Origin of the sequence: Gordonia soli NBRC 108243 (assembly GCF_000334455.1) — a bacterium.
In the GTDB taxonomy this organism is placed as follows: Bacteria; Actinomycetota; Actinomycetes; order Mycobacteriales; family Mycobacteriaceae; genus Gordonia; species Gordonia soli.
Genome location: NZ_BANX01000015.1, coordinates 108,419 through 128,736 on the forward strand (window position 1 = coordinate 108,419; position 20,318 = coordinate 128,736).

The 20,318-nt window shown below is 66.6% G+C and carries 23 protein-coding genes and 1 pseudogene; 9 read left to right on the forward strand and 15 right to left on the reverse strand.

Going from position 1 to position 20,318, the window contains the following annotated elements; translation table 11 throughout:
• The first annotated feature begins 5 nt into the window (after positions 1–5).
• Together GS4_RS11300 and GS4_RS11305 are read left to right on the forward strand one after the other, a co-directional pair.
• The gene (locus tag GS4_RS11300) at positions 6–977 is read left to right on the forward strand and encodes an acyl-CoA dehydrogenase family protein (protein ID WP_007620593.1); all 972 of its coding nucleotides are present in this window, start codon (positions 6–8) and stop codon (positions 975–977) included.
• The gene (locus GS4_RS11305; RefSeq protein WP_007620594.1) at positions 974–2,065 is read left to right on the forward strand and encodes an acyl-CoA dehydrogenase family protein; all 1,092 of its coding nucleotides are present in this window, start codon (positions 974–976) and stop codon (positions 2,063–2,065) included. The genes GS4_RS11300 and GS4_RS11305 overlap by 4 nt, the downstream gene beginning before the upstream one ends.
• Here the strand turns inward: GS4_RS11305 and GS4_RS11310 are convergent.
• The 8 genes from GS4_RS11310 to hsaA form a co-directional block, all read right to left on the reverse strand.
• On the reverse strand, positions 2,045–2,707 hold the full coding sequence (locus GS4_RS11310) for a TMEM175 family protein (protein WP_051989699.1): 663 nt from the start codon (positions 2,705–2,707) through the stop codon (positions 2,045–2,047). The genes GS4_RS11305 and GS4_RS11310 overlap by 21 nt on opposite strands.
• 43 nt (positions 2,708–2,750) lie before the next feature.
• Positions 2,751–3,656 (reverse strand): endo alpha-1,4 polygalactosaminidase, encoded by a 906-nt coding sequence (locus GS4_RS11315; protein WP_040510303.1) that lies wholly within the window; start codon positions 3,654–3,656, stop codon positions 2,751–2,753.
• A 276-nt stretch (positions 3,657–3,932) separates the two neighbouring features.
• Positions 3,933–5,075, reverse strand: a complete 1,143-nt coding sequence (locus tag GS4_RS11320) for a sulfotransferase family protein (protein ID WP_007620597.1) — start codon at positions 5,073–5,075, stop codon at positions 3,933–3,935.
• Entirely contained in the window at positions 5,068–5,841 is a 774-nt protein-coding gene (locus tag GS4_RS11325) for an SDR family oxidoreductase (protein ID WP_040510304.1), read from the reverse strand. The genes GS4_RS11320 and GS4_RS11325 overlap by 8 nt, the downstream gene beginning before the upstream one ends.
• A gap of 113 nt (positions 5,842–5,954) precedes the next feature.
• On the reverse strand, positions 5,955–7,184 hold the full coding sequence (locus GS4_RS11330; RefSeq protein ID WP_007620600.1) for a hypothetical protein: 1,230 nt from the start codon (positions 7,182–7,184) through the stop codon (positions 5,955–5,957).
• The gene (hsaB, locus tag GS4_RS11335) at positions 7,181–7,792 is read right to left on the reverse strand and encodes a 3-hydroxy-9,10-secoandrosta-1,3,5(10)-triene-9,17-dione monooxygenase reductase subunit (RefSeq protein WP_051989700.1); all 612 of its coding nucleotides are present in this window, start codon (positions 7,790–7,792) and stop codon (positions 7,181–7,183) included. The genes GS4_RS11330 and hsaB overlap by 4 nt, the downstream gene beginning before the upstream one ends.
• The gene (gene hsaC, locus GS4_RS11340) at positions 7,764–8,681 is read right to left on the reverse strand and encodes an iron-dependent extradiol dioxygenase HsaC (RefSeq protein WP_007620604.1); all 918 of its coding nucleotides are present in this window, start codon (positions 8,679–8,681) and stop codon (positions 7,764–7,766) included. The genes hsaB and hsaC overlap by 29 nt, the downstream gene beginning before the upstream one ends.
• A 58-nt stretch (positions 8,682–8,739) precedes the next feature.
• Positions 8,740–9,960, reverse strand: coding sequence for a 3-hydroxy-9,10-secoandrosta-1,3,5(10)-triene-9,17-dione monooxygenase oxygenase subunit (gene hsaA, locus GS4_RS11345; RefSeq protein ID WP_007620606.1), 1,221 nt, complete (start codon positions 9,958–9,960; stop codon positions 8,740–8,742).
• A gap of 304 nt (positions 9,961–10,264) precedes the next feature.
• Here hsaA and GS4_RS11350 point away from each other — a divergent pair, with 304 nt between their 5' ends.
• The 3 genes from GS4_RS11350 (at position 10,265) to GS4_RS11360 (ending at position 12,473) form a co-directional block, all read left to right on the forward strand.
• Positions 10,265–11,464, forward strand: coding sequence for a 3-ketosteroid-9-alpha-monooxygenase, oxygenase component (locus GS4_RS11350; protein WP_007620609.1), 1,200 nt, complete (start codon positions 10,265–10,267; stop codon positions 11,462–11,464).
• Position 11,465: 1 nt separating this feature from the next.
• Positions 11,466–11,855 carry a hypothetical protein gene (locus GS4_RS11355; RefSeq protein ID WP_007620613.1) on the forward strand — a complete coding sequence of 130 codons (390 nt, stop codon included), beginning with the start codon at positions 11,466–11,468 and terminating at the stop codon, positions 11,853–11,855.
• A gap of 159 nt (positions 11,856–12,014) precedes the next feature.
• Positions 12,015–12,473 carry an NlpC/P60 family protein gene (locus GS4_RS11360; protein ID WP_439644620.1) on the forward strand — a complete coding sequence of 153 codons (459 nt, stop codon included), beginning with the start codon at positions 12,015–12,017 and terminating at the stop codon, positions 12,471–12,473.
• Here the strand turns inward: GS4_RS11360 and GS4_RS11365 are convergent.
• On the reverse strand, positions 12,448–12,993 hold the full coding sequence (locus GS4_RS11365) for a hypothetical protein (RefSeq protein WP_007620615.1): 546 nt from the start codon (positions 12,991–12,993) through the stop codon (positions 12,448–12,450). The two genes, GS4_RS11360 and GS4_RS11365, sit on opposite strands and share 26 nt — an antisense overlap.
• Positions 12,994–13,059: 66 nt before the next feature.
• Positions 13,060–13,704 (reverse strand): TIGR03086 family metal-binding protein, encoded by a 645-nt coding sequence (locus GS4_RS11370; RefSeq protein ID WP_007620616.1) that lies wholly within the window; start codon positions 13,702–13,704, stop codon positions 13,060–13,062.
• A gap of 194 nt (positions 13,705–13,898) precedes the next feature.
• Between GS4_RS11370 and GS4_RS11375 the strand changes: the two genes are divergently transcribed.
• The gene (locus GS4_RS11375) at positions 13,899–14,693 is read left to right on the forward strand and encodes a VOC family protein (protein ID WP_007620617.1); all 795 of its coding nucleotides are present in this window, start codon (positions 13,899–13,901) and stop codon (positions 14,691–14,693) included.
• Between the two features lie 193 nt (positions 14,694–14,886).
• Complete coding sequence (locus tag GS4_RS11380; RefSeq protein WP_007620623.1) at positions 14,887–15,381, forward strand: flavin reductase family protein; 495 nt, start codon at positions 14,887–14,889, stop codon at positions 15,379–15,381.
• Between the two features lie 136 nt (positions 15,382–15,517).
• Here GS4_RS11380 and GS4_RS11385 read toward each other — a convergent pair whose 3' ends face one another.
• Positions 15,518–15,922, reverse strand: coding sequence for a (R)-mandelonitrile lyase (locus tag GS4_RS11385; RefSeq protein ID WP_007620624.1), 405 nt, complete (start codon positions 15,920–15,922; stop codon positions 15,518–15,520).
• 72 nt (positions 15,923–15,994) lie between these two features.
• Positions 15,995–17,014 (reverse strand): zinc-dependent alcohol dehydrogenase family protein, encoded by a 1,020-nt coding sequence (locus tag GS4_RS11390; RefSeq protein WP_007620627.1) that lies wholly within the window; start codon positions 17,012–17,014, stop codon positions 15,995–15,997.
• Between the two features lie 149 nt (positions 17,015–17,163).
• Here GS4_RS11390 and GS4_RS11395 point away from each other — a divergent pair, with 149 nt between their 5' ends.
• Entirely contained in the window at positions 17,164–18,051 is an 888-nt protein-coding gene (locus GS4_RS11395; protein WP_007620629.1) for a helix-turn-helix transcriptional regulator, read from the forward strand.
• Here the strand turns inward: GS4_RS11395 and GS4_RS11400 are convergent.
• On the reverse strand, positions 18,042–18,509 hold the full coding sequence (locus tag GS4_RS11400) for an SRPBCC family protein (RefSeq protein ID WP_007620631.1): 468 nt from the start codon (positions 18,507–18,509) through the stop codon (positions 18,042–18,044). The two genes, GS4_RS11395 and GS4_RS11400, sit on opposite strands and share 10 nt — an antisense overlap.
• 134 nt (positions 18,510–18,643) lie before the next feature.
• Here GS4_RS11400 and GS4_RS11405 point away from each other — a divergent pair, with 134 nt between their 5' ends.
• Positions 18,644–18,922: a DoxX-related protein gene (locus GS4_RS11405; protein WP_007620633.1), complete on the forward strand. Its 279-nt coding sequence runs from the start codon at positions 18,644–18,646 to the stop codon at positions 18,920–18,922.
• Between the two features lie 55 nt (positions 18,923–18,977).
• On the opposite strand, the gene dmpG is transcribed toward GS4_RS11405, so the two are convergent.
• Both dmpG and GS4_RS11415 read right to left on the reverse strand, forming a co-directional pair.
• Entirely contained in the window at positions 18,978–20,093 is a 1,116-nt protein-coding gene (gene dmpG / locus GS4_RS11410) for a 4-hydroxy-2-oxovalerate aldolase (RefSeq protein ID WP_007620635.1), read from the reverse strand.
• A pseudogene (locus GS4_RS11415) lies at positions 20,090–20,318 on the reverse strand (acetaldehyde dehydrogenase (acetylating)); the annotation flags it as partial. The pseudogene GS4_RS11415 and the gene dmpG, both read right to left, overlap by 4 nt.

The window sequence follows — 20,318 nt, forward strand, 5'->3', positions numbered from 1 at the left end:
ACCCGATGGAATTCCTGATCTCCGACGTCCACGAGGACCTCGCATCCAGTCTCGACGCGATGCTCACCAAATCCGACCTCCCGTCGGTCATCCGGGCGTGGTCGGCCGGCGACCGTGATCCGGCGCGAAAGGTGTTCGCCCACCTGACCGATGCCGGTGTGAGCGGCCTGCTGATCGACGAGTCGCACGGTGGCAGCAGCGCGGGCGCCATCGAGATGGTGGTGGCCCTCGAACAACTCGGCCGCCACGCCGTCCCGGGCCCGCTCGCCGAGAGCATCGCCGCTGTCCCTGTCCTGCTGCGGAGCGCCGACGCCGAGGACCGACTGTCGGCGCTCGCCGAGGGCGCCCTGGCCACCTGCGCGATCCCGCCGCTGGCACCGTTCGCCGCCGACGCCGAGACAGCGACCGCCTACCTCGTCGACGAAGGCCGCGTCTCCACTGCGTCGCCGACCGACACCAGGGCATCGGTGGACGCGACCCGGACGGTGTCCCGCCTCGAGGCCGACTCCGTGATCGCCACCGACGTGGACGCCGGCCCGGCCATCGACGTCGCGGTGCTCGCCACGGCCGCACAACTGCTCGGCCTCGCCTCCACCATGTTGGCCATCGCGGCCGAATACGCGCAGGCCCGCAAGCAGTTCGGCCGGGCGATCGGCTCGTTCCAGGCCGTCAAACATCACCTCGCCGACGTGGCCATCGCCATCGAGATGGCTCGCCCACTGGTCCACGGAGCGGCACTGGGCATCGACGGTCAGGTACCCGAGGGCACCGATGTGCACCGTGACGTGTCCGCCGCGAAGGTGGCCGCCGGCGATGCCGCGAACCTGTCGGCACGGCGCGCGCTGCAGGTCCTCGGTGCGATCGGCTACACAGCGGAACACGATCTGTCGCTGTACCTCACCAAGACCAGGGCACTGCTCGGAGCGTGGGGTACCGCCGCAACGCATCGGCACCGGATCCTGGAGACGCTCGGATGACGGCGCCCACACTCATCTCCGCCGAGGAACGCGACGCGTTGCGCGAGTCGGTCGGCGATCTCCTGCGCAAACGGTCCGACCCGGCAGCGGTTCGCGCCGCCATCGGGTCCACCCCGCGGATGGATCGGGAACTCTGGTCGACGTTGTGCAACGACATCGGCATCGCCGCCCTCCCGATCCCCGACGAACACGGCGGTGCGGGCGCCAGTTTCGTCGAGTCCGCGGTCGTTCTCGAGCAGCTCGGTGCCACGCTCTCGCCGGTACCCGCCCTGTCGACAGCGTTGGCCACCGCCACCGTCCTGATCGCCGACGACGCCGCGGCGACGGATCGCCTGTTGCCCGCCATCGCATCCGGCGAGCAGATCGTCACCGTCGCGTGGGCCGACTCTTCCGGCTGGCGCCGCCCCGGGGTGCGGGCCGAGGCAGGACTACTTTCCGGGACAGCGCACTTCGTCACCGATGCGGAGGCCGCCGGCACGATCTTGGTGCTGGCCGCGGGCACCGACGGCACCACCCTCCACGAGGTGGACACACGGGCGGACGGTGTCACGGTCACACCGCTGCCGACCGTCGATCCCACCCGTCCGCTGTCCCGCGTCGACTTCGACGACACCCCGGCGACGACGATCCCGGCGCCGGACGATCTGACCGACCGCCTGCGGACCCATGCGTTCGCGCTGCTGTCGGCCGAGCAGGTCGGTGGCGCTCGACGCGCGCTGGAGCTCACCGTCGACCACACCACCTCCCGCGTGCAGTTCGGGCGCACCATCGGCTCCTTCCAGGCGCTCAAACACCGGATGGCAGACATGTTCGCCGCCGTGGAGACATCGGCGTCGATCTCTGCGGCCGCGGTCGAGGCGGTTGTCGTCGGCCGCTCCGATGCTTCAGAACTCGCCGCGGCCGCCCACGTCCACTGCTCGGAGTCCTTCTCTCGGGTCACCGGTGACGCCATCCAGTTACACGGCGGTATCGGGATCACCTGGGAGCACGACATCCAGCTGTACTTCAAACGCGCCCACGGCAGTTCGCAGTTCTTCGGGCAGCCGCACGAGGTGGTGCGAAGTCTCTCACGAACCGTCTTGGCCTGAGCCCCTGCGCACATAGGGAACGGCACGCGCCAACATCGACTCGATCGGCCCGGACAGCACGACCAGGATCAGGGGCCAGTTGCCGACCTCCGGCCGGATCGCTGCGATGACGAGTGCGATCAGCAATGTGATGATGGTGCCGTAGCCGTTACGGCGCGCCATCCACTGGTCGAACATCTCGTCCGATTCGTCCTCGAGCAGGTCGCGGTGCGCCGCACCCCACCGCTCGATCGCCAGGAGCACGGAGATCGACACCGTGAGCACGCCGATGTAGAAGACGTTCCCGTAGCGGACACGGTCGGTCACCTCGAGCGTGCCGGTCGCGAAGGGCAGCGCCACGATCGTCAGCAGCCACACACTGTGCAGCGAGATCAAGGTGTTGTCGTACGCGCGGAAGTGCTCCATGATCCGGTGATGGTGTCGCCAGCACACCCAGATGACCGCGAAGCTGATCAGGAAGCTGACGATCGCCGACGAGTTGTCACGGAACATCGCCACCAGGGTGGTCGGTTCGCGCAGATCCGTGACGATGTCGGCGAGTGGGAGGATCAGCAGGGTCAACGCGATGGCGACCACCGCGTCGCAGAACGCGATCAGCCGACGTAAACCTTCGGTCGTCCGTCGTTGCGGAGCCTCTGACATACGCAGCACTGTAACGCCATCGAGCCCGCACGGTCGCCGGTCGTCAGCAGTGGTCGAACACATATCCCGGTTGGCCGGCGGCAACCAGGTCGCGATCCCGCAGCATCGTCCGCGTCGGCCTGTCGGCCCGGGCGCACACCGCCGCCCACGAACCGCCTGTGTCCTTGTGCCCGGTGTCCATGTGCCCAATGTCCTTGTGCCCGATGTCCGTGTGCCCGATGTCCGTGTGCCCGATGTCCGTGTACTCGATGTCGATGACGCGCGGTCCGTAGACGTCCGTATAGGCATCGCACTCGCGGTAGGCCACGCATTCCTCGGCGATGGCGAAATCGAAACCCGCGTCGCGGCCCCTCTGCCCGAGTTGCGGCGTGTTCTTCTGACCGACCGCGAGACCGCGAACGTGTGCGACGTCGACCAGTGAGCTCGCCAACGCGAGGTTGCCTTCCTCGCGAAGAGCACTGTCCGATCGCGTCCACGACGAGTCGAGGTTGTCGAACTCGACCGCATCGAAGCCGCGGTCGGCGCACCGGGCGATGGTCGGGGTGAGGAAGTCGACGATCGCTCGCCGGGCAGCCGGTGTCGTGGTCGACAACAGCATCTCGTCCGGCCACTGTGGGTCGATCACGGGCTTGCCGTCGGCTCGGCGCAGGATCGCGTCCGGTTGCTCCGACAACCATCGGTCGGCATCCGCGGGCTGGGTCTGGAACCCGTTGACGTAACAGATCGAATAGCGTCCGGCCGCGGGCGCGGCGGTCGAGTCCCGCACCACGATCGTGACCCCCGGCGGTGGGTCGTAGGCACCACCGAGTTGGTAGTCGGCGTCGCCGGTCGTCGGCAGATCGCGGTATGAGCCCGTGCCGGCAGCCCCGGGGGTCGGACTGGGTTCTGACGGACTCGAACACGCCGTGAGCGCGACGAGGACCGCCACGATCCCGATCCACGAACGCATGGCCTCAGTATGCCGCGCCCCCACACCGTCGACCGTGCGCTCCAAGTCGTCGACCGTGCGCTCCGATTCGTTGACCGTGCGCCCCAGATCGTTCACCGTGCGCCCCAGACCGTCGACCGTGCATACTGCAACTCCGAATTGCCAGAGTCGGCGAGCACCCGTACAGACATCGGCACATCTGGGCGCCCAGTCAACAGGTTCAAGCGCACGATCAACGAGTTCGAGCGCACGATCAACGACTTCGCGCGCACGGTCGACGGGAGAAGGCGTAACGGATCAGAACGCGGCCGCGACCTGCTCCTCGGTCAGACCGAAGTCGGCGAGCTCGTACTTGTGCTGCGGCTTACGCGCACCCGACTTGCTGTCCTCATCCAGGGCCACCATGGCCGACCGCGCCTCCGGCGACACCTCCGCCCCCAATGCCGCGTAGACGGCGTCCACCGCACCGAACGGGTCGCTGCGCAGATCGGCGAAGTCGACGTCGACGAACTGCGCCGGGTCGTAGCGCTTCCGCGCCTCCGAGAACTCGCGCAGACCGCGCGACCACAACTCCAGCTGCGTCGCGCCGATGTTGGCCCCGACGAATGTGTTCGACCATCCCTCGGTCGCGTGCTCGGCGAGGCTGCACATCGAGGCGATGATCGTCGACGGAGCTCTGTGCGTCTGCACCACGATCGCATCGGGGTAGGTCGCCATCAGCGCATCGAGGGCGAACAGGTGACTGGGATTCTTGAGCACCCAGCGCTTCTCGGCGTCGTTGCTCCCGATCAGCTGCAGGTTGCGCTTGTGCCGCGCGTACGTCGGCGTCCAATCCTGCCTGGCCAGCCAGCGCGAGTACGTCGGCAGATACGCGAGCGACTCATACGAGATCGAGGTGAGATTCTGACGCAACAGCTGCCAGCACTCCTCCACCTCGGCGGCGTCCATGTAGTGCAGCCCCATGAACTCCGGGTTCTCGACGTGATGCTGCGAGAAGCCCTCCTGGAGTCGGGCGAACACCGGATCCGACTCCCAGGTGTCCCGTGGCGGTCGGGGTTGGGGGAAGTCGGTCAGCCACATCTCCAGCCCCTGATGGGTCGGGTCCGCGGTCAGGAGTCGATGCAGTGCAGTGGTTCCCGTCCGGGGCAGCCCGGTGACGAAGATCGGACGCACGATGTCGACGTCCCGGTACCCCGGGTTCGCCTTCCACGACGCCTCGCTGAGCAGCCGGGCGATCAACGCCCCCTTGAGGAAGTAGCGGAACATCTTGGAGCCGAGCTCGGTGAGGTCGGCGTCGCGGGCGTACGAGTCGAGAAGCACCTCGAGCCCCTCGAGGTAGTCGTCGCCGCCGAAATCATCCAGGCCGGTGGTCCGGGTCGCCGCCGCGTGCAGATCGTCGACGGTCCCGACATTGGTACGAGGAGCAGTAGAACTAGTCATGGTATTCACCGCAGTTCACATCGAGGGTGTGGCCGGTGATGGCGCTGGCCATCGGCGATGCGAGGAACACCACCGCCTCGGCGATCTCGTCTGGCTCGGGCAGACGCTTCAGATCGGACTTGCTCGCGGTCTGCTCGTAGACCTGTTCGGGGGTGATGCCGTACTTCTTGGCGACCTCGCCGAAGTACCACTTCAACTGGTCGTCCCAGATGTAGCCGGGTGCCACCGTGTTGATACGAATACCTTTGTCGCCCAGTTCCGTCGCCAATGTCTGCGACATCGCCAACAGCGCCGACTTGGTCAGTTTGTAGCTGCCGTAGCGCGGCTCGGAATGTCGGATGACCATCGAGTTGATGTTGACGAAAGCGCCCTTGACCTCGGCCAGCGGGTCGGTGAACGCCTTGATCACCCGTAGCGTGCCCAGGACGGTCAGGTCGATGCTGGCCGCGATGTGCTCGAAGTCGGTGCGCGCCAACGGCTTCATCGACGGCAACGCGAACGCGTTGTTCACCACGACGTCGGCCCGTCCGAACTCCACGACGGTCGCCGCGACGAGATTCTGCACCGCCCCGTCGTCGGTGATGTCGGTGGGCACCACGTGCGAGGTCCCGCCCGCGGCATCGACCTCCGCGGCGATCTCTGTCAACCGCGACTCGGTCCGGGCCGCCAGTACCACCTTCGCGCCGGCCGCCGCCGACCTGAGCGCAATCGACCGACCCAGTCCCGGCCCCACTCCCGAGACCACGACCACCTTGTCGGCGAGCAGGCCGGTCGTATTCGGCCCGCTCGCTCCGCTCCCGGCGCCGGCATCATTCGGCCCGCTCGCTTCGCTCCCGGCGCCGGTGACATTCGGCCCGCTCGCTTCGCTCCCGGCGCCGGTCACCCGAGCATCCTCTCCGCGAACGCACGCTGCCGGGTCGCGATCCGCTGCGCCCACCCTTGCGCGTCGATCCGGTTCTCGGACAGGTACGGGAGATGCGCATCGACGTCCGAGAGCGCCACCACCTGCGCGGTCGGCCCGCCATCGGCACCGATCGGCCCGTCCACCCGCTGCCAACGGAACTGCAGGATGCCCGCACGCCGACCGGTGGTCTCGATCCAGTTGGCAACTCCAGGATCCTGCCGGGACACCACGAGTCGGATGTTCCCGTCCGGATCCACCTGCGCCTGAGCACTGTTCAGGCTGGTCTGATGGTTGACGTAGTCGAGCGAGATGTACCACATGCTGCCCAACTGAAAGCCCTGGTAGGGGGCATCCGATTTCGGGACCGTGATGATCATCGCCTCGTCGTCGGCGAGCCGGTAATGACCGACCGACGAGTACTGCGTGCTGAGTCCGCCCGGCGTGAGGCGCGGCGCGGTGAAGGTGTTCACCGGCTCGTCGAGGTAGAACCACTTCGGAAAGTTGAACCAGGTGGTGATCCGTGCAGTCAGCATCTTGGCCGCGGTTCGGTATCGCCGGACCACCCGCTCGAGGTCGGGTTCCGTTGGCGCCGTACCGATCGTGTCGACCCGCTCGATGCTGATAGTGCCCTTCTCCTCGGTCGACCAGTCGCTGTAGACCTCGCGGACCGCGAGCATCGACGCGCCGTCACCGAGGGCGAAGTATCCGGGCTCGGCATCGTCTCGGGCCGGGCCGAAAGTGATCGCGAACGATCCGTCGGCGGCGATCGGGATACGACGGTCGTCGAACGCGTCGTCGCCGCCGGGCACGGTGGACGGCGTGTAGTCGCCCCGCAGCACCTGGAAGCTGAGATCTGCTGTGCTGCCCCGACGTCCACGGACGATGTACGTCCCGTCGGGCTCCACGTCTGCGTGGTAGTAGAGGGTGTCCGGGTTGTCGAGTCCCATCTTGGTGTACGGACCCGTCGACGTGAAGAAGAAGGGATGACTGGTCTGCCGGGCACGGACGAGCTGTGTGATGGCGGCGATGCTGCCGGCCAGGTAGTCGTACCCCTCGGCGAGATCCTGCTCGGTCTCGACGAATTCGGCGCCGGCGACCATTCGCTCCGCCTCGGCGATGGCGTCGGTGAAGGGACGGGTCACATCCGTCGGCGGTGTCGGACGCTCGGTACTCGTCGCGGTGTCGGTCTGGGTCGTCGAGCTCATAGCCAGGTGTCCCCTCCGGTCCAGGTCAGGAAGTTCTCCAGTTCCGCCTGCGCTGGTGTCACATGCGGATGTTCGGTGGACAGGTAGCCGCCTCGATAGAAGAGCAACGGCTTGTCCTGCAACACTTCTCCGAGCGTCAGGGCACGTCCGACCACGATGTGGTGATCGCCGCCGTCGGTGACCTGCTCGACGTCACACTCGACCCAGGTGAGGCTGTGCCGGAGCACCGGCAGCCCAGCCGGCGACGGATCCCAGGAGATCGTCCGGAACTTGTCGTCCCCGGGTGCGCCGAACACGGCGCTGACGTCCTGCTGGTGGTTCGACAGGACGTTGACGCAGAACTTGCCGGTCTTCTCGATGACCTTCCAGCTGCGCGACGTCTTCATGGGGCAGAACAACACCAGCGGTGGGTCGAGGGAGAGGGCCGCGAACGACTGACACGCGAACCCGACCGGACCACCCGCCTCGTCGAGCGTGGTGATGACCGTGACCCCCGTGCAGAACTGCCCCATCGCGGTGCGGAACTGCCGGGAGTCGAACTCCGCGTTGCCGTACGGACCGCGCGTCGCCGCGGTCACGTCAGCCCTTGAACCCGACGGTGAAGTCATGTCCCCAGAGGCTCACCGCAGTCGACTCGCGTGCGACCCAGGCCGCGTCGTCGGCCACCTGGCGCCCCTCACAACCGAATTCGACGTCGAAGCCACCCGGCGTCTTCATGTAGAACGACAACATCAGGTCGTTGACGTGCCGGCCGAGTGTCGCCGACATCGGCACCTTGCGGCGCAGAGCGCGATCCAGACACAGTCCCACATCGTCGGCCTCTCCGACCTCGACCATGAGGTGCACGATGCCGGTCGAGTTGGGGATCGGCAGGAACGCGAGGCTGTGATGTCGAGGATTGCAGCCGAGGAAGCGCAGCCACGGGACCTCGTCGCCCTCTTCGCGACCGACGACCTGCGGCGGCAGGCGCATCGAGTCGCGTAGCGAGAATCCGAGGACGTCGCGGTAGAACTCGAGCGCGGCCTTGTCGTCCGTGCACGTCAGGACCACGTGTCCCAGTCCCTGTTCACCGGTGACGAAGGTGTGCCCGTAGGGGCTGACCACCCGTCGGTGCTCGAGTGCCGCACCGTGGAAGACCTCGAGGGTGTTGCCCGCCGGATCGTCGAAAACGACCATCTCGACGACGCGCCGCTCCTCGAGTTCTTCCTGCTTGCCCTCGCGGAAGATGACCCCGGCACGGCCCAGGCGCTCCCGGACATCCTGGAGCGCAGACGCGTTGGCGACCTCCCACCCGGCACAACCGAGGCGGTCGTGCTCCGACGGGACGATCACCAACCGGGCCGGGAAGTCATCCATCCGCAGATACAGCGCACCCTCGGTGGTGCCCTTGCCCTCGATCATCCCGAGGACCTTCAGGCCGTACTCCCGCCATGCGTCGATGTCGGTCGCCTCGATCCGCATGTACCCCAACGACCGGATGGGGCTCACATCAGTCATGTCCTCGAACTCCTGGCTGTCTCGGTCGAACTCCGCAATGGTCGTCGGCAGCGGCCGGTCACACCATCGTGTCGCCGATGGGGACACCGAACTCGCCGTTGCCGAAGGCGACGTAGGCGCGCTCGGGGTCATTGGCCGCGTGTACCCGACCGGCATGCGCATCACGCCAGAACCGTTGGATCGGCGTGCCGTTCTCCAGTGCGTGCGCACCCGAGTTCTCGAAGAGCCGGTCGATGGCGCTGATCGCCCGTCCGGTTGCCCGCACCTGGTCGCGACGAGCGGCCAGTCGGAGCTCCATCGGCACCTCCTGGCCCGCGACGATCAGGTCGTACTCCGACTGCAGGTTGCCCGACAGCTGACGCCACGCGGCGTCGATGTCGCTGGCGGCCTCCGCGATCCGCACCTTGGCGAACGGGTCCTCCTTGGCCTTCTCACCGGCGTAGGCCGCGCGCACGCGCTTGCCCTGGTGCTCGACATGCGCCTGGTACGCGCCATACGCCATACCGACGATCGGCGTCGAGATGGTGCTGGGATGGATGGTGCCCCAGGGCATCTTGTAGACCGACGCGGTGTTGGTGGCCAGGCCGGGAGCCTCGCCCGCATTCATCGTGCGGTAGCTGAGCATGCGATGCCGGGGCACGAAGACGTCTTTGACCTCGATGGTGTTGGAGCCGGTGCCGCGCAGACCGACGACGTTCCAGACGTCCTTGATCGTGTAGTCGCTCCGCGGGATCAGGAAGCTGACGAAATCGACCGGTTTGCCGTCCTTGATGACCGGCCCGCCGACGAAGACCCAGTCGGCGGTCTCACAACCCGACGACCATGCCCATGCGCCGTTGACTTTGTAGCCACCCTCGACGACCTCACCCATGCCCATCGGGGCGTAGGAGGACGAGATGCGCACGTTGGTGTCGGCGCCCCAGACGTCTTCCTGGGCCTGCTGGTCGAAGAGCGCGAGGTGCCAGTTGTGCACACCGATGATCCCCGACACCCAGCCGGTCGACCCGCAGGCACTGGCGATCCGGCGGACCGCCTCGTAAAAGGTCACCGGGTCGGCCTGGAGGCCGCCCCACTGCTCGGGCTGCAGCAGCCGGAAGAAGCCCGCACCCTCGAGGCTGGAGACCGTCTCGTCCGGGATGCGACGCAGGTCCTCGGTCTGTTGTGCGCGTTGCTCGAGCTCGGGCAGGAGCGCACTGATCTTCTCGAGTACCTGCTCGGCGGCCTCGCTGCGTCCGGCTCCTGCGCTGGGTCCTGCCTGGTGCAGGGTCTGTGCTGGCATCTCGCCCGCTCCTACTCAATCGTTCGACGGGATCGGGTGGATCCGTCGAGCCTGGTTGCCGTCCTCACAATGAGATTAGAACACGTTCTCATTTATGTCGAGCGCTGGGCATTTACGCCGATTTCCTGCTTCGATCGGCCCGCCCGACCCGGTTACGGTACCGATTTTTGTAACATGTTCTAGTATTGGCGGTAGGCGAATCGCAGCCTTTGACGATTCACGAGATGCGGCCGCAACGGTCGCACCGCCGACCAGCATCGAGTCCGATGGACCCCACGGACACGCGAGGACAGGAGTGCTCAAGATGACGGTGACGTCTCAGTCCACCACCGCGGGCTCCGGCGACAGCGGGATTCGCGAGATTGACACCGGAACCCCGCCGACCCGGTTCGCACGCGGGTGGCACTGTCTCGGACTGGTCGACGAGTACGCCGACGGCAAGCCGCATTCGATCGAGATCTTCGGCACCAAGCTCGTCGTATGGGCCGGCGCGGAAGGTGAGATCAACGTCCTCGATGCCTATTGCCGACACATGGGCGGCGACCTGAGCCAGGGACAGGTCAAGGACGGCAACGTCGCGTGCCCGTTCCACGGTTGGCAGTGGAAGGGCAACGGCCGCTGCGCGACCGTGCCGTACGCCAAGCGGAACCCGAAGCTGGCCAAGACGCGTTCCTGGCCGACGATGATCCGCAACGGTCAGGTGTTCGTCTACAACGACCCGGAGGGCAACCCGCCGCCCGACGAGGTGATCATCCCGGAGCTCGCCGAGGTCGGGGATGAGGGTTGGACCGCATGGACGTGGAACCGGATCGTCATCGAAGGCTCCAACTGCCGCGAGATCATCGACAACGTCGTCGACATGGCGCACTTCTTCTACGTGCACTTCGCGCTGCCGGACTACTTCAAGAACGTCTTCGAGGGTGAGACCGCAGCCCAGTACATGAACAGCCACGGTCGCGCCGACATCGAGCTGGGGACCGCCTACGGCGACACCCGCCTCGAGTCGATCGCCGCCTATTACGGGCCCTCGTACATGCTCAACCCGATGGTGCAGTACTACGGCGGCTACGCCATCGAGACCATCCTGACCAACTGCCACTACCCGATCGACGAGAACTCCTTCGTCCTCATGTACGGCGTCATCGCGAAGGTCCCGGAGGGCCTCACCGCCGAGCAGGCCGACAAGATGGCGAAGAAGATCACCGCGGGGATCGAGGTCGGCTTCCTGCAGGACGTCGAGATCTGGAAGCACAAGAGCCGCATCGACAATCCGCTCCTCGTCGAAGAGGACGGACCGGTCTACCAGTTGCGACGGTGGTACGAGCAGTTCTACACGGACAAGGCGGACGTCACCGAGGAGATGACGCAGCGGTTCGAGTACGAGATCGACACCGAGAAGGCCCTGGAGACCTGGAACATCGAGATCCAGGAGAACATCCGGGCGCGCGAAGAGGCGAAGGCGGCCGAAGCCGAGGCCGAGTCGACGGAGAAGGCCGAGGTCTGAGATGACGCGGGCCGCCGAACGTCCGGCGGGGTCTCGCCCCGGGTGGGCGAAGGCACCCGACTTCACCGACGATCCCGAGCGTCGGGCGGCCGTCGACCGGGCCACCGCACGCGATCGTGAGCACTATCTGCGGGGTGGACTGACCGAGATCGAGTGCCGGAGCTGTCATGCCTGCGTGATGGTGAAGAAGTACAGCTCTTTCCACACCAGCGTGCAGTGGAACGCCGAGGCGCGGGGGCGATGCGACGAGCTCGAGCGCATCCGGACCGAGGGTGGCAACACGGCGATGATGCCGACCTGCCCACGACTGTCGGCCAGCATCGACCACGGCGTGGCCGAGGGCATCGTGCCCGGAGAGTCTCCGGAGAGCGATCCGGACGGCTACTGGTGACGCACCAGGCACACTGATTGCCTGGATTCACCGACTTCACATCTGTATCAACTTCATCACACCTCGACGACTACTCGAGGCATTCGTCCGTTCTGCCCACATTCTTGGTGGGTGTTGCGACCTCGACTCCGTACGGCCGGTCTGACCTGCGCCGTCTGCATCGCGTTGACCGTTCCCCTGACGACCCAGACGCCGACCGCCCGCGCCGATACCGGTTCGTCCGGCTCGTCGGGGTCGGTCGAGATCTTCCTACCGGTGCCGACCCCCGCGGGGCTGGGCGCATTGTCGGCTGCCATGACTCAGATCGGTCGGCCGTACAAGTGGGGTGGCACGGGCCCATGGTCGTGGGATTGCTCCGGCCTGGTCCAGTGGGCCTTCAGCACCGTCGGCATCTCGCTGCCCCGGGTCAGCCAACAGCAGGCGAAGGTCGGCCATGCGATCCCACTGTCGGCGTTGGCGCCCGGCGACATCATCGTCTTCTACCGTGACGCCAGCCATGTCGGCATCTATGCGGGCCTGGGAATGGTCTTCAACGCCTACGGGCCGAACGGGGTGCCGATCGGCTTCACGCCGCTGAGCCACTGGTCGGACATCAAGACGATCCGCCGGTTCGGCTGACGCGATCGGCACGCACCCGCAGGGCGATCGCCCCCAACACGCCGACGATCATCACCGCGGAGACGACTGCCGTCCCCACCACCCCGTATCCCGGCGCGAGGATCGACGACGGCCCGTCGAGAGCATCGATGACCTGATCGTCGAACAACCGCTGCTCCGGCGATGCAACGGTGACGATCGACCAGATCAGCACTCCGACAGCGGGTATGCCGACGATCGCGCTCGCGTACCAGAATGCCTGTGGGCGCCACCATCCGTCGGCGGCCGCGATCAGGATGAGAACGGCTGCCCCGATCACGACGAGTCCCGGCCGCTGGGTGTGTTGCTCGAGGAAGGCGACGTCCTCGGCCGATGCCCCGGGCACCGAGACGCGACCGACTCCGCTGACACTCGGCCGCACGCCCTGATCCGACGTCCCCCACGGGGCGAGGCTGAAACCGACGAGGAGCAACCCGCCGACGAACAGACCTGGCCACAGGAATCGCCGGAACTGGTCTCGGAGGGTGTCGGCGTCCGTCACGCCTCCAGCGTGCCACGCTGGGTGGTGCCGACCGTGGTCGGCTCGACCGCGTTTTCCGGGCCCCGGTCAACTGCTCCGCGGCCAGAACGGCTCGCGGCCCGCGACACCCACGAGCCGATGCAGGAGTCGGGCGTCGTCGGGGACCTCGACGACCGGTCCGAACATCCCTTCGCGCTCGCTCTGCGGCTGCGGCGGGTGGTGCAGGTCGAAGACGGGCTGCAGGACCGCGTCGGGAACGTCGTAGTCGAGACCCAGGGCGCGCGCCAGATCCCATCCGTGCAGGACCAATTCACTGAGTGCGACGGTCCCGAGCACCTCTGCCGGAGCCTCGACTCCCCCGGCGCGGGTCATGCCCTCCCAGGCCGACGGGGCACGCCAACTCTGGACGAGATCGCCGAGTCCGGCGGTCAGGTCCGCCATCCACGATTCCGGGAGAGCACCTGCCGCCGAAGGGTCGGGCGGGGTGTCGGTGAGCGGTCCGAACTCCTTGCGGCCGGCCGCCCCGAATGCGGCGCTCAGGCCTATCACATGGGTCAGGAGCGAGCCGACGTCGGTGCCGTCGCACGGCGTCGGCCGGTCGAGTGCGTCGGGGCGCACGGTGCCGGCCAGCGACGCCATAGCGTCGGCGGCCGTGGAGATCTCTGCTGTGTACACGTCCACTCCTGATGTCTCGGGCTGCTGCGACATCCGGCCGGACGTCACCACACCCATGCAGACCGTCCCCGACGGTCGAACTCATCGGTGTCGGGGCACCTGATCGCCACCGAGGGCGCACCGATGTCGGATCGACCGCCGGATGGCCGATTCGCGGCGAGTGCGCGAACTCCGCCACCGGACCGATGATTTTCACTCACCCTGAATGTCTGTAGCTGTGACGACCACACCGCCTCGAGAGGACACCGAACATGACCGAGTACGCCGCGCCCGTGGGGGCGCCGATCTGGTTCGACCTGATGAGCAGCGAGCCCGCCCGCGCAGTCGACTTCTACGGTTCGATCTTCGGCTGGGAGGTCGAGGCACCTCCGCAGCAGGAGTTCGGCGGCTACCAGAACTTCACCCACAACGGTCGCCGGATCGCGGGCCTCGGGCCGGCGATGGACGGCGGTGTCCCGAATGTGTGGTCGGTGTACCTGCGCACAGACGACTCTGCCGCGACGCAGGCCGCCGTCGAGAAGGCGGGTGGCTCGGTGATGGTCCCGCCGATGCCCGTCGGCGACATGGGCACCATGTCGGTGGCCACCGACTCAGCCGGTGCGGTCATCGGGTTCTGGGAGAAGGGCTCCCACGTCGGCTTCACCGAGTGGGGAGTCCACGGTGCGCCGTACTGGTTCGAGAGTCAGAGCAAGGAGTACGCGAAGTCGCTGGAGTTCTACCCCGCGGTGGTCGGTGCCCGCGCGGACCCGGTCGGTACCGGCGGCGATCCGGACGCGATCGGCCCTGACGAGTATGCCCAGCTGTTCTTCGGCGAGACCGCCTATGCGGGGATCATGAACTCGGTGAAGGTGTTCCCGCCCGAGGTGCCCTCGTTCTGGCAGGTCTACATCACCGTCGACGACGTGGCCGCGACCATCAAGCAGGTCGAGTCACTCGGCGGCACCATCCTGATGCCCGGCGAGGACACGCCGTTCGGCACCCTGGGCGCGTTCCAGGATCCCCTGGGGGCGCAGATCTGCGTCGCACATCCGCCTGCCGGGATGTGAGACACCTCCCCAGGCCGGTGTCGACGACCGTCGGCGCCGGCCCGGGGCCCGTACTCCTTTGCGACGCGATGCGCACCTTGCTGTTCAGTGTGGTCGCAACCATTGCGGGGGCGCCGGGACAAGCGTTGGGTGGGATCCGATCGGGGCGGAGCTCTGATCGCATCCCGCCAGGCAACGGAAAGATCCCTCTTCCATGAGTTCTTCGCAGTCCGCACTCGCCCTCGACCCGACCGCGCTGCGCACCGCTTTCGGTCTCTACCCCACCGGGGTCGTCGCCGTGGCAGCAGAGGTCGACGGAGTCGCAGTCGGGTTGTCGGCCAACTCCTTCACAAGCGTCAGCCTCGACCCTCCGCTCGTCTCCTTCTCGATCGCCCGTACGTCCCGGACGTGGCCGGTTCTACGCCGCGCCACCCGACTCGGAATCACCGTGCTCGTCGACCATCATCAGGCGACGTGCCGACAGCTCGCCGGGCCGGCCGGCAATCGTTTCGACGGTGTCCCGTACTCCACGTCGGCCGATGGCGCGATCACCCTGGACGAGGGCATCGCCCACTTTCACACGTCGGTCCACGAGGAGGTGGCGGCGGGCGATCACGAGATCATCCTGCTCGCGCTCCACGACGTCACCGTGCAGGAGTCGGGTGCCCCGCTGGTCTTCCACCGCAGCACCTTCGGGCGGCTTGCCTGATCCGAGATCGCGCGGGTGAGGACGTTCGCCGGCTCTGACAGCTGCAGACACGGCTCTCGTCACCGTGCCACAGCGATGCCGCGACAATCATCGTCGCAGCGTCGCTCTCACACCGTGCCGGTGATCATGCGCCTGTTCATTCCGGCGACTGCGCGTACTCCTCATCGGTGACCGGGTCCAGCCACTCGACTGCTGCGTTGTCGTCGTCGGCTTCGTTGATCGCCAGGTGCACCATCAGCCGGTTCGGCGAGGCGCCGTGCCAGTGCTCCTCATCGGCCTCGAACAACACGCGGTCGCCGGGACGGATGACCTCGACCGGTCCGCCTCGCCGCTGACACAGTCCGACTCCCTCGGTCACGAACACGGTCTGGCTCAACGCGTGCCGATGCCAGAACGTCCTCGCCCCCGGCATGAAGTGCACCAGGTTGGCGGACACCCGTGAGGGCGCGGGAGCTGCCGCCACGGCGTCGATGTAGACATCGCCGGTGAACCACTCGGGCGGGCCCTTCGTGGTCGGGTTCGAACTACGGACGATCTGCATTCACAACACCTCTCTCGGTCATCCGCCGCGGTCGCAGACGGGTGGTACACGACGCGCCGATCTGTCGGGACTCTAAACGGTCAGCAAGACCTTCGTCGCACGTCGCTCATCCATGGCCCGGTACCCTTCGGCGGCGTCCGCCAGGGGCAGGGTCAGATCGAACACCTTGCCCGGGTCGATCTCTCGGTTCCAGATGAGATCGATGAGCTCCGGCAGGAATCGACGGACCGGTGCCGGTCCACCGTGCAGGTGCACACCGGAGAAGAACAACTCGAGTCCCGGGAGTTCGACGTCGTGCGAGACACCGACATAGCCGACGTGCCCGCCCGGGCGGGCCGACCGGATCGCCTGCAACATCGACTCTTGTGTTCCGACGGCCTCGATCACCGAGTGTGCGCCGAGCCCATCGGTGAGATCCTTGATCCTCGCGACGCCTTCGTCCCCCCGCTCGACGACGATGTCGGTGGCGCCGAACTCGCGCGCCAGCGCCTGACGGGCGGGGTGACGACTCATCGCGATGATCCGCTCGGCTCCGAGGTGCTTCGCCGCCAGGACACCGAGCAGACCCACCGCACCGTCCCCGACGACCGCCACGGTCTTGCCGTGGCCGACCTCGGCAGCCACCGCGCCGAACCAACCGGTACCCAGCACATCCGACGCCGCCAGTAGCGACGGGATCAGTTCTTCGTCCGGATGTCCGGGGGTGGCGACGAGGGTGCCGTCGGCCAGTGGGATCCGCGCGTATTCGGCCTGCGTACCCACCGCGCCCATCGGGTGGGCGTGGACGCAGCGCGATTGGTAACCAGCTCGGCAGATCTCGCAGGTGTTGTCGGACGCGAAGAACGAGCCGACCACGAAGTCGCCGACACTCACCGTCGTGACCTCGTCGCCCACTTCGGTGACCGTCCCGACGTACTCGTGCCCCATGGGCGCGTGGTCGACGTCTTCCACTCCTCGGTACGGCCACAGATCGGAACCGCACACACAGGTGGCAGCGACCTTGATGATGGCGTCGGTGGGCTCCTCGATCGTCGGTGTCGCGCGCTCGTCCACCCGGATCTCGCCGGGAGCATCCATGATCACTCCGCGCATCCGTCTTCCTCCTCGTCGGTTTCTCCGCCTCCACATCGCGGGCGGGTATTCGTCAAGGCAACCGCATGTATGCGTCGCGAAACAGTCACTGGCATGAGGTGCACTGAGAGGGCACCCCTGAGGCGGCCCGCCGGATCTACGCTCGATGGATGGACAATCGCGCAGAGGTCCGGGAGTTCCTGATGTCGCGGCGGGCCAAGGTCACGCCGGAGTCCGCGGGCCTGCCGGTCGGCGGACTCCGACGTGTGCCGGGACTCCGCCGAAGTGAGGTCGCAACCCTCGCCGGTGTCAGTGTCGAGTACTACGCCCGGCTCGAGCGCGGGACCATCGCGGGGGCTTCGGCCTCGGTGATCGAATCCGTTGCACGAGCGCTGCAGCTCGACGAGACCGAACGGGCGCATCTGCTCGACCTGGCCCGCGCGGCCGATGGTGTACCGGCGTCAGGTCGGCAACGCCGACGCTCTGCCAAGAGCACCGCGAACCGCAACAGCCTGCACTGGGCGCTGGCCGCCATCACCGATGCCGTCGCCTTCGTCCGTAATTCGAATCAGGACGTACTCGCGACCAATGATCTCGGACGGGCCTTCTACTCACCGGTCATCGGCGACGGTGGCCGGACACCCAATCTGGCGCGCTTCCAGTTCCTCGACCCCACCAGCCGCGACTTCTACCCGGATTGGGACCTCTTCGCGGAGATGTGCGTGGCGATCATGCGAGCCGAGGCCGGGCGCGACCCGTACGACCGGGCATTGCAAGACCTCGTCGGCGAATTGTCCACGCGCAGCGACATCTTCCGCACCCTGTGGGCATCACACGACGTTCGTACGCACGGCACCGGGACCAAACGGTTCCGCCATCCGGTCGTCGGCGAGCTCACGTTGGCGTACGAGGAACTTGCGATCACCGCAGATCCCGGCGCGATTCTGATGATCTACACCGCCGAGCCCGGTTCCCCGAGCGCCGAGCGTCTACAACTGCTGGCGTCCTATGCTGCAACCGAAGCCGAGGAGTCGGGCCGGAGTGTCGCTCAGGAGTAGCGTGCCGCCAGGGCACGCAGGGTGCTCTCGATGCCCGCACCATTCTTCTTCTGATAGCCCAGCAGTTCGATGACCTTCGGCACGGGGATGGTCGAGTAGTCGAACGTCTCGGTGACCTCGGTGGTGGTCGGCGACGTCGGCGACAGTTCCCAACGCCATCGGTGTCCGAGCGGGTGCCGCCACTCGACGAGCTTCCCGTCCTCGAACGCGGTGACCCGCGACGTGATCGTGTACGGCACCCCGTACTGCTTCATGCCGACGCTGAACCGGGCCCCCTCGGTCAGGAGGTCGGGCCCCTTGACGGGGGTGTCGCGCACGGTTCCCGATCCGTCGAGTTCTGGGTGTCGGTGCGGATTGGCGATCAGGGCAAAGACGTCGGCCGCCGGGGCGTCCACGGTCACCCGTCGGGAGACCTTGTGCGGACCGGAATCGATCGTTGTCACGCTGTCGTGTGCCATACCCCGAACGTACGCCGCGGCTCCGGGTCACACGAGCCCTCGATCGGTCGGAGTCGTCGGACCGGCTCTGACCGATGCTGGGCGGTGCCGTCTAGGATCAGCCACACCACATGTTCCGACGAAGGGATTCACCGATGAGTTCTCGTTCCGGCACCTCGCTCGATGCCGTCTCCTATGCCGGGATCGGCGTCGCCGCAGTCGGACTCGGCCACTTCGTCGTGCCACAGGCGTTCGCACCGATCACCGCACCGGTGTTCCCGGACGACACGAAAACGTGGACCTACCGCAACGGAGCGACCGAGACCGCGATCGGCGCAGCACTCATCTCACCGCGCACCCGGAAGATCGGCTGGGCCGGACTCGCCGCGTACGTCGGTTTCCTCGGCTACCGCGCCGTCCAGTCGCGCCGCTGACCGTTCTTCGTAGCGCGAACACGCGGATACCGCGTTGTCGCGCTACGAGAATGCGTCAGACGCCTGCGTCGGCGTCCTGCTTCTTTTTGAGTTCGAGGGCGATGTCGATGAGTTGGTCTTCTTGGCCGCCGACGAGTTTGCGGTTGCCTGCTTCGAGGAGGATGGCGGCGGCGGAGACGTTGTAGCGTTCGGCGTGGCCTTCGGCGTGTTTGAGGAAGCTGCTGTAGCAGCCGGCGTAGCCCATCATCATCGACGAGCGGTCTACGAGGCATTCTGAGGGCATCGCCGGACGGACGACGTCTTGGGCGGCATCAGCGATGGTCATGAAATCGACCCCGGTACGGATGCCGAGTTTGTCGCACACCCCGACGAACGCCTCGGTCGGGGTGTTCCCGGCGCCGGCACCGAAACGGCGGATCGAGCCATCGATCTGCTGCGCACCGGCCCGGATCGCGTTCACCGAGTTCGCGACCGCAATATCCAAGTTCTCATGCCCGTGGAACCCGACTTGGGCATCGTCACCGAGTTCGGCGACCAACGCCTGCACCCGCACGGTGACATCCTCCAACACCAACGCGCCTGCCGAGTCGACCACGTAGACGCACTGACATCCCGCATCGGCCATGATCCGCGCCTGTTCGGCCAGCTTCTCCGGCGGCTGCGAATGGCTCATCATCAAGAACCCGACCGTCTCCAACCCCAACTCCCGGGCCAACCCGAAATGCTGGATCGACACATCAGCCTCGGTGCAATGGGTCGCGATCCGACAGATCTGCCCGCCGTTGTCCTGCGCAGCCCGGATGTCGTCTTTCACCCCGAGTCCCGGCAACATCAAAAACGCGATCTTCGCCCGCTTCGCGGTCTCCGCAGCGGCCTTGATCAACTGCTGCTCCGGGGTCTTGGAAAACCCGTAGTTGAACGACGACCCACCCAAACCATCACCGTGGGTCACCTCGATCACCGGAACCCCCGCACCATCGAGTGCACCAACAATCGCCCGCACCTCAGCCTCGGTGAACTGATGCCGCTTGTGATGAGAACCGTCACGCAACGACGAATCAGTGATCCGAATGTCCAACAGGTCGGAATACGCCCGCGCATTCGCCATCAGACCGGTAGCCGCGCCTCCAGCAGCAGTGGTGGTGGTCGTGCTTGTTGTCGCAGTGTTCATGCGGGGACCCCCAGCTTCGTCTTCGCGATCTCTTCGCCGACCTTGGTCGCGGCGGCGGTCATGATGTCCAAATTCCCCGAATAGGGGGGCAGGAAATCCCCGGCGCCTTCGACCTCGACGAAGATCGACACACGCGCATGGCCGCCATTGACCTGCGACGGCGGGTCGAACTGCGGATCCTGCAGCAGTCGGTACCCGGGCACATAGGATTGGATCTCCTTCTCG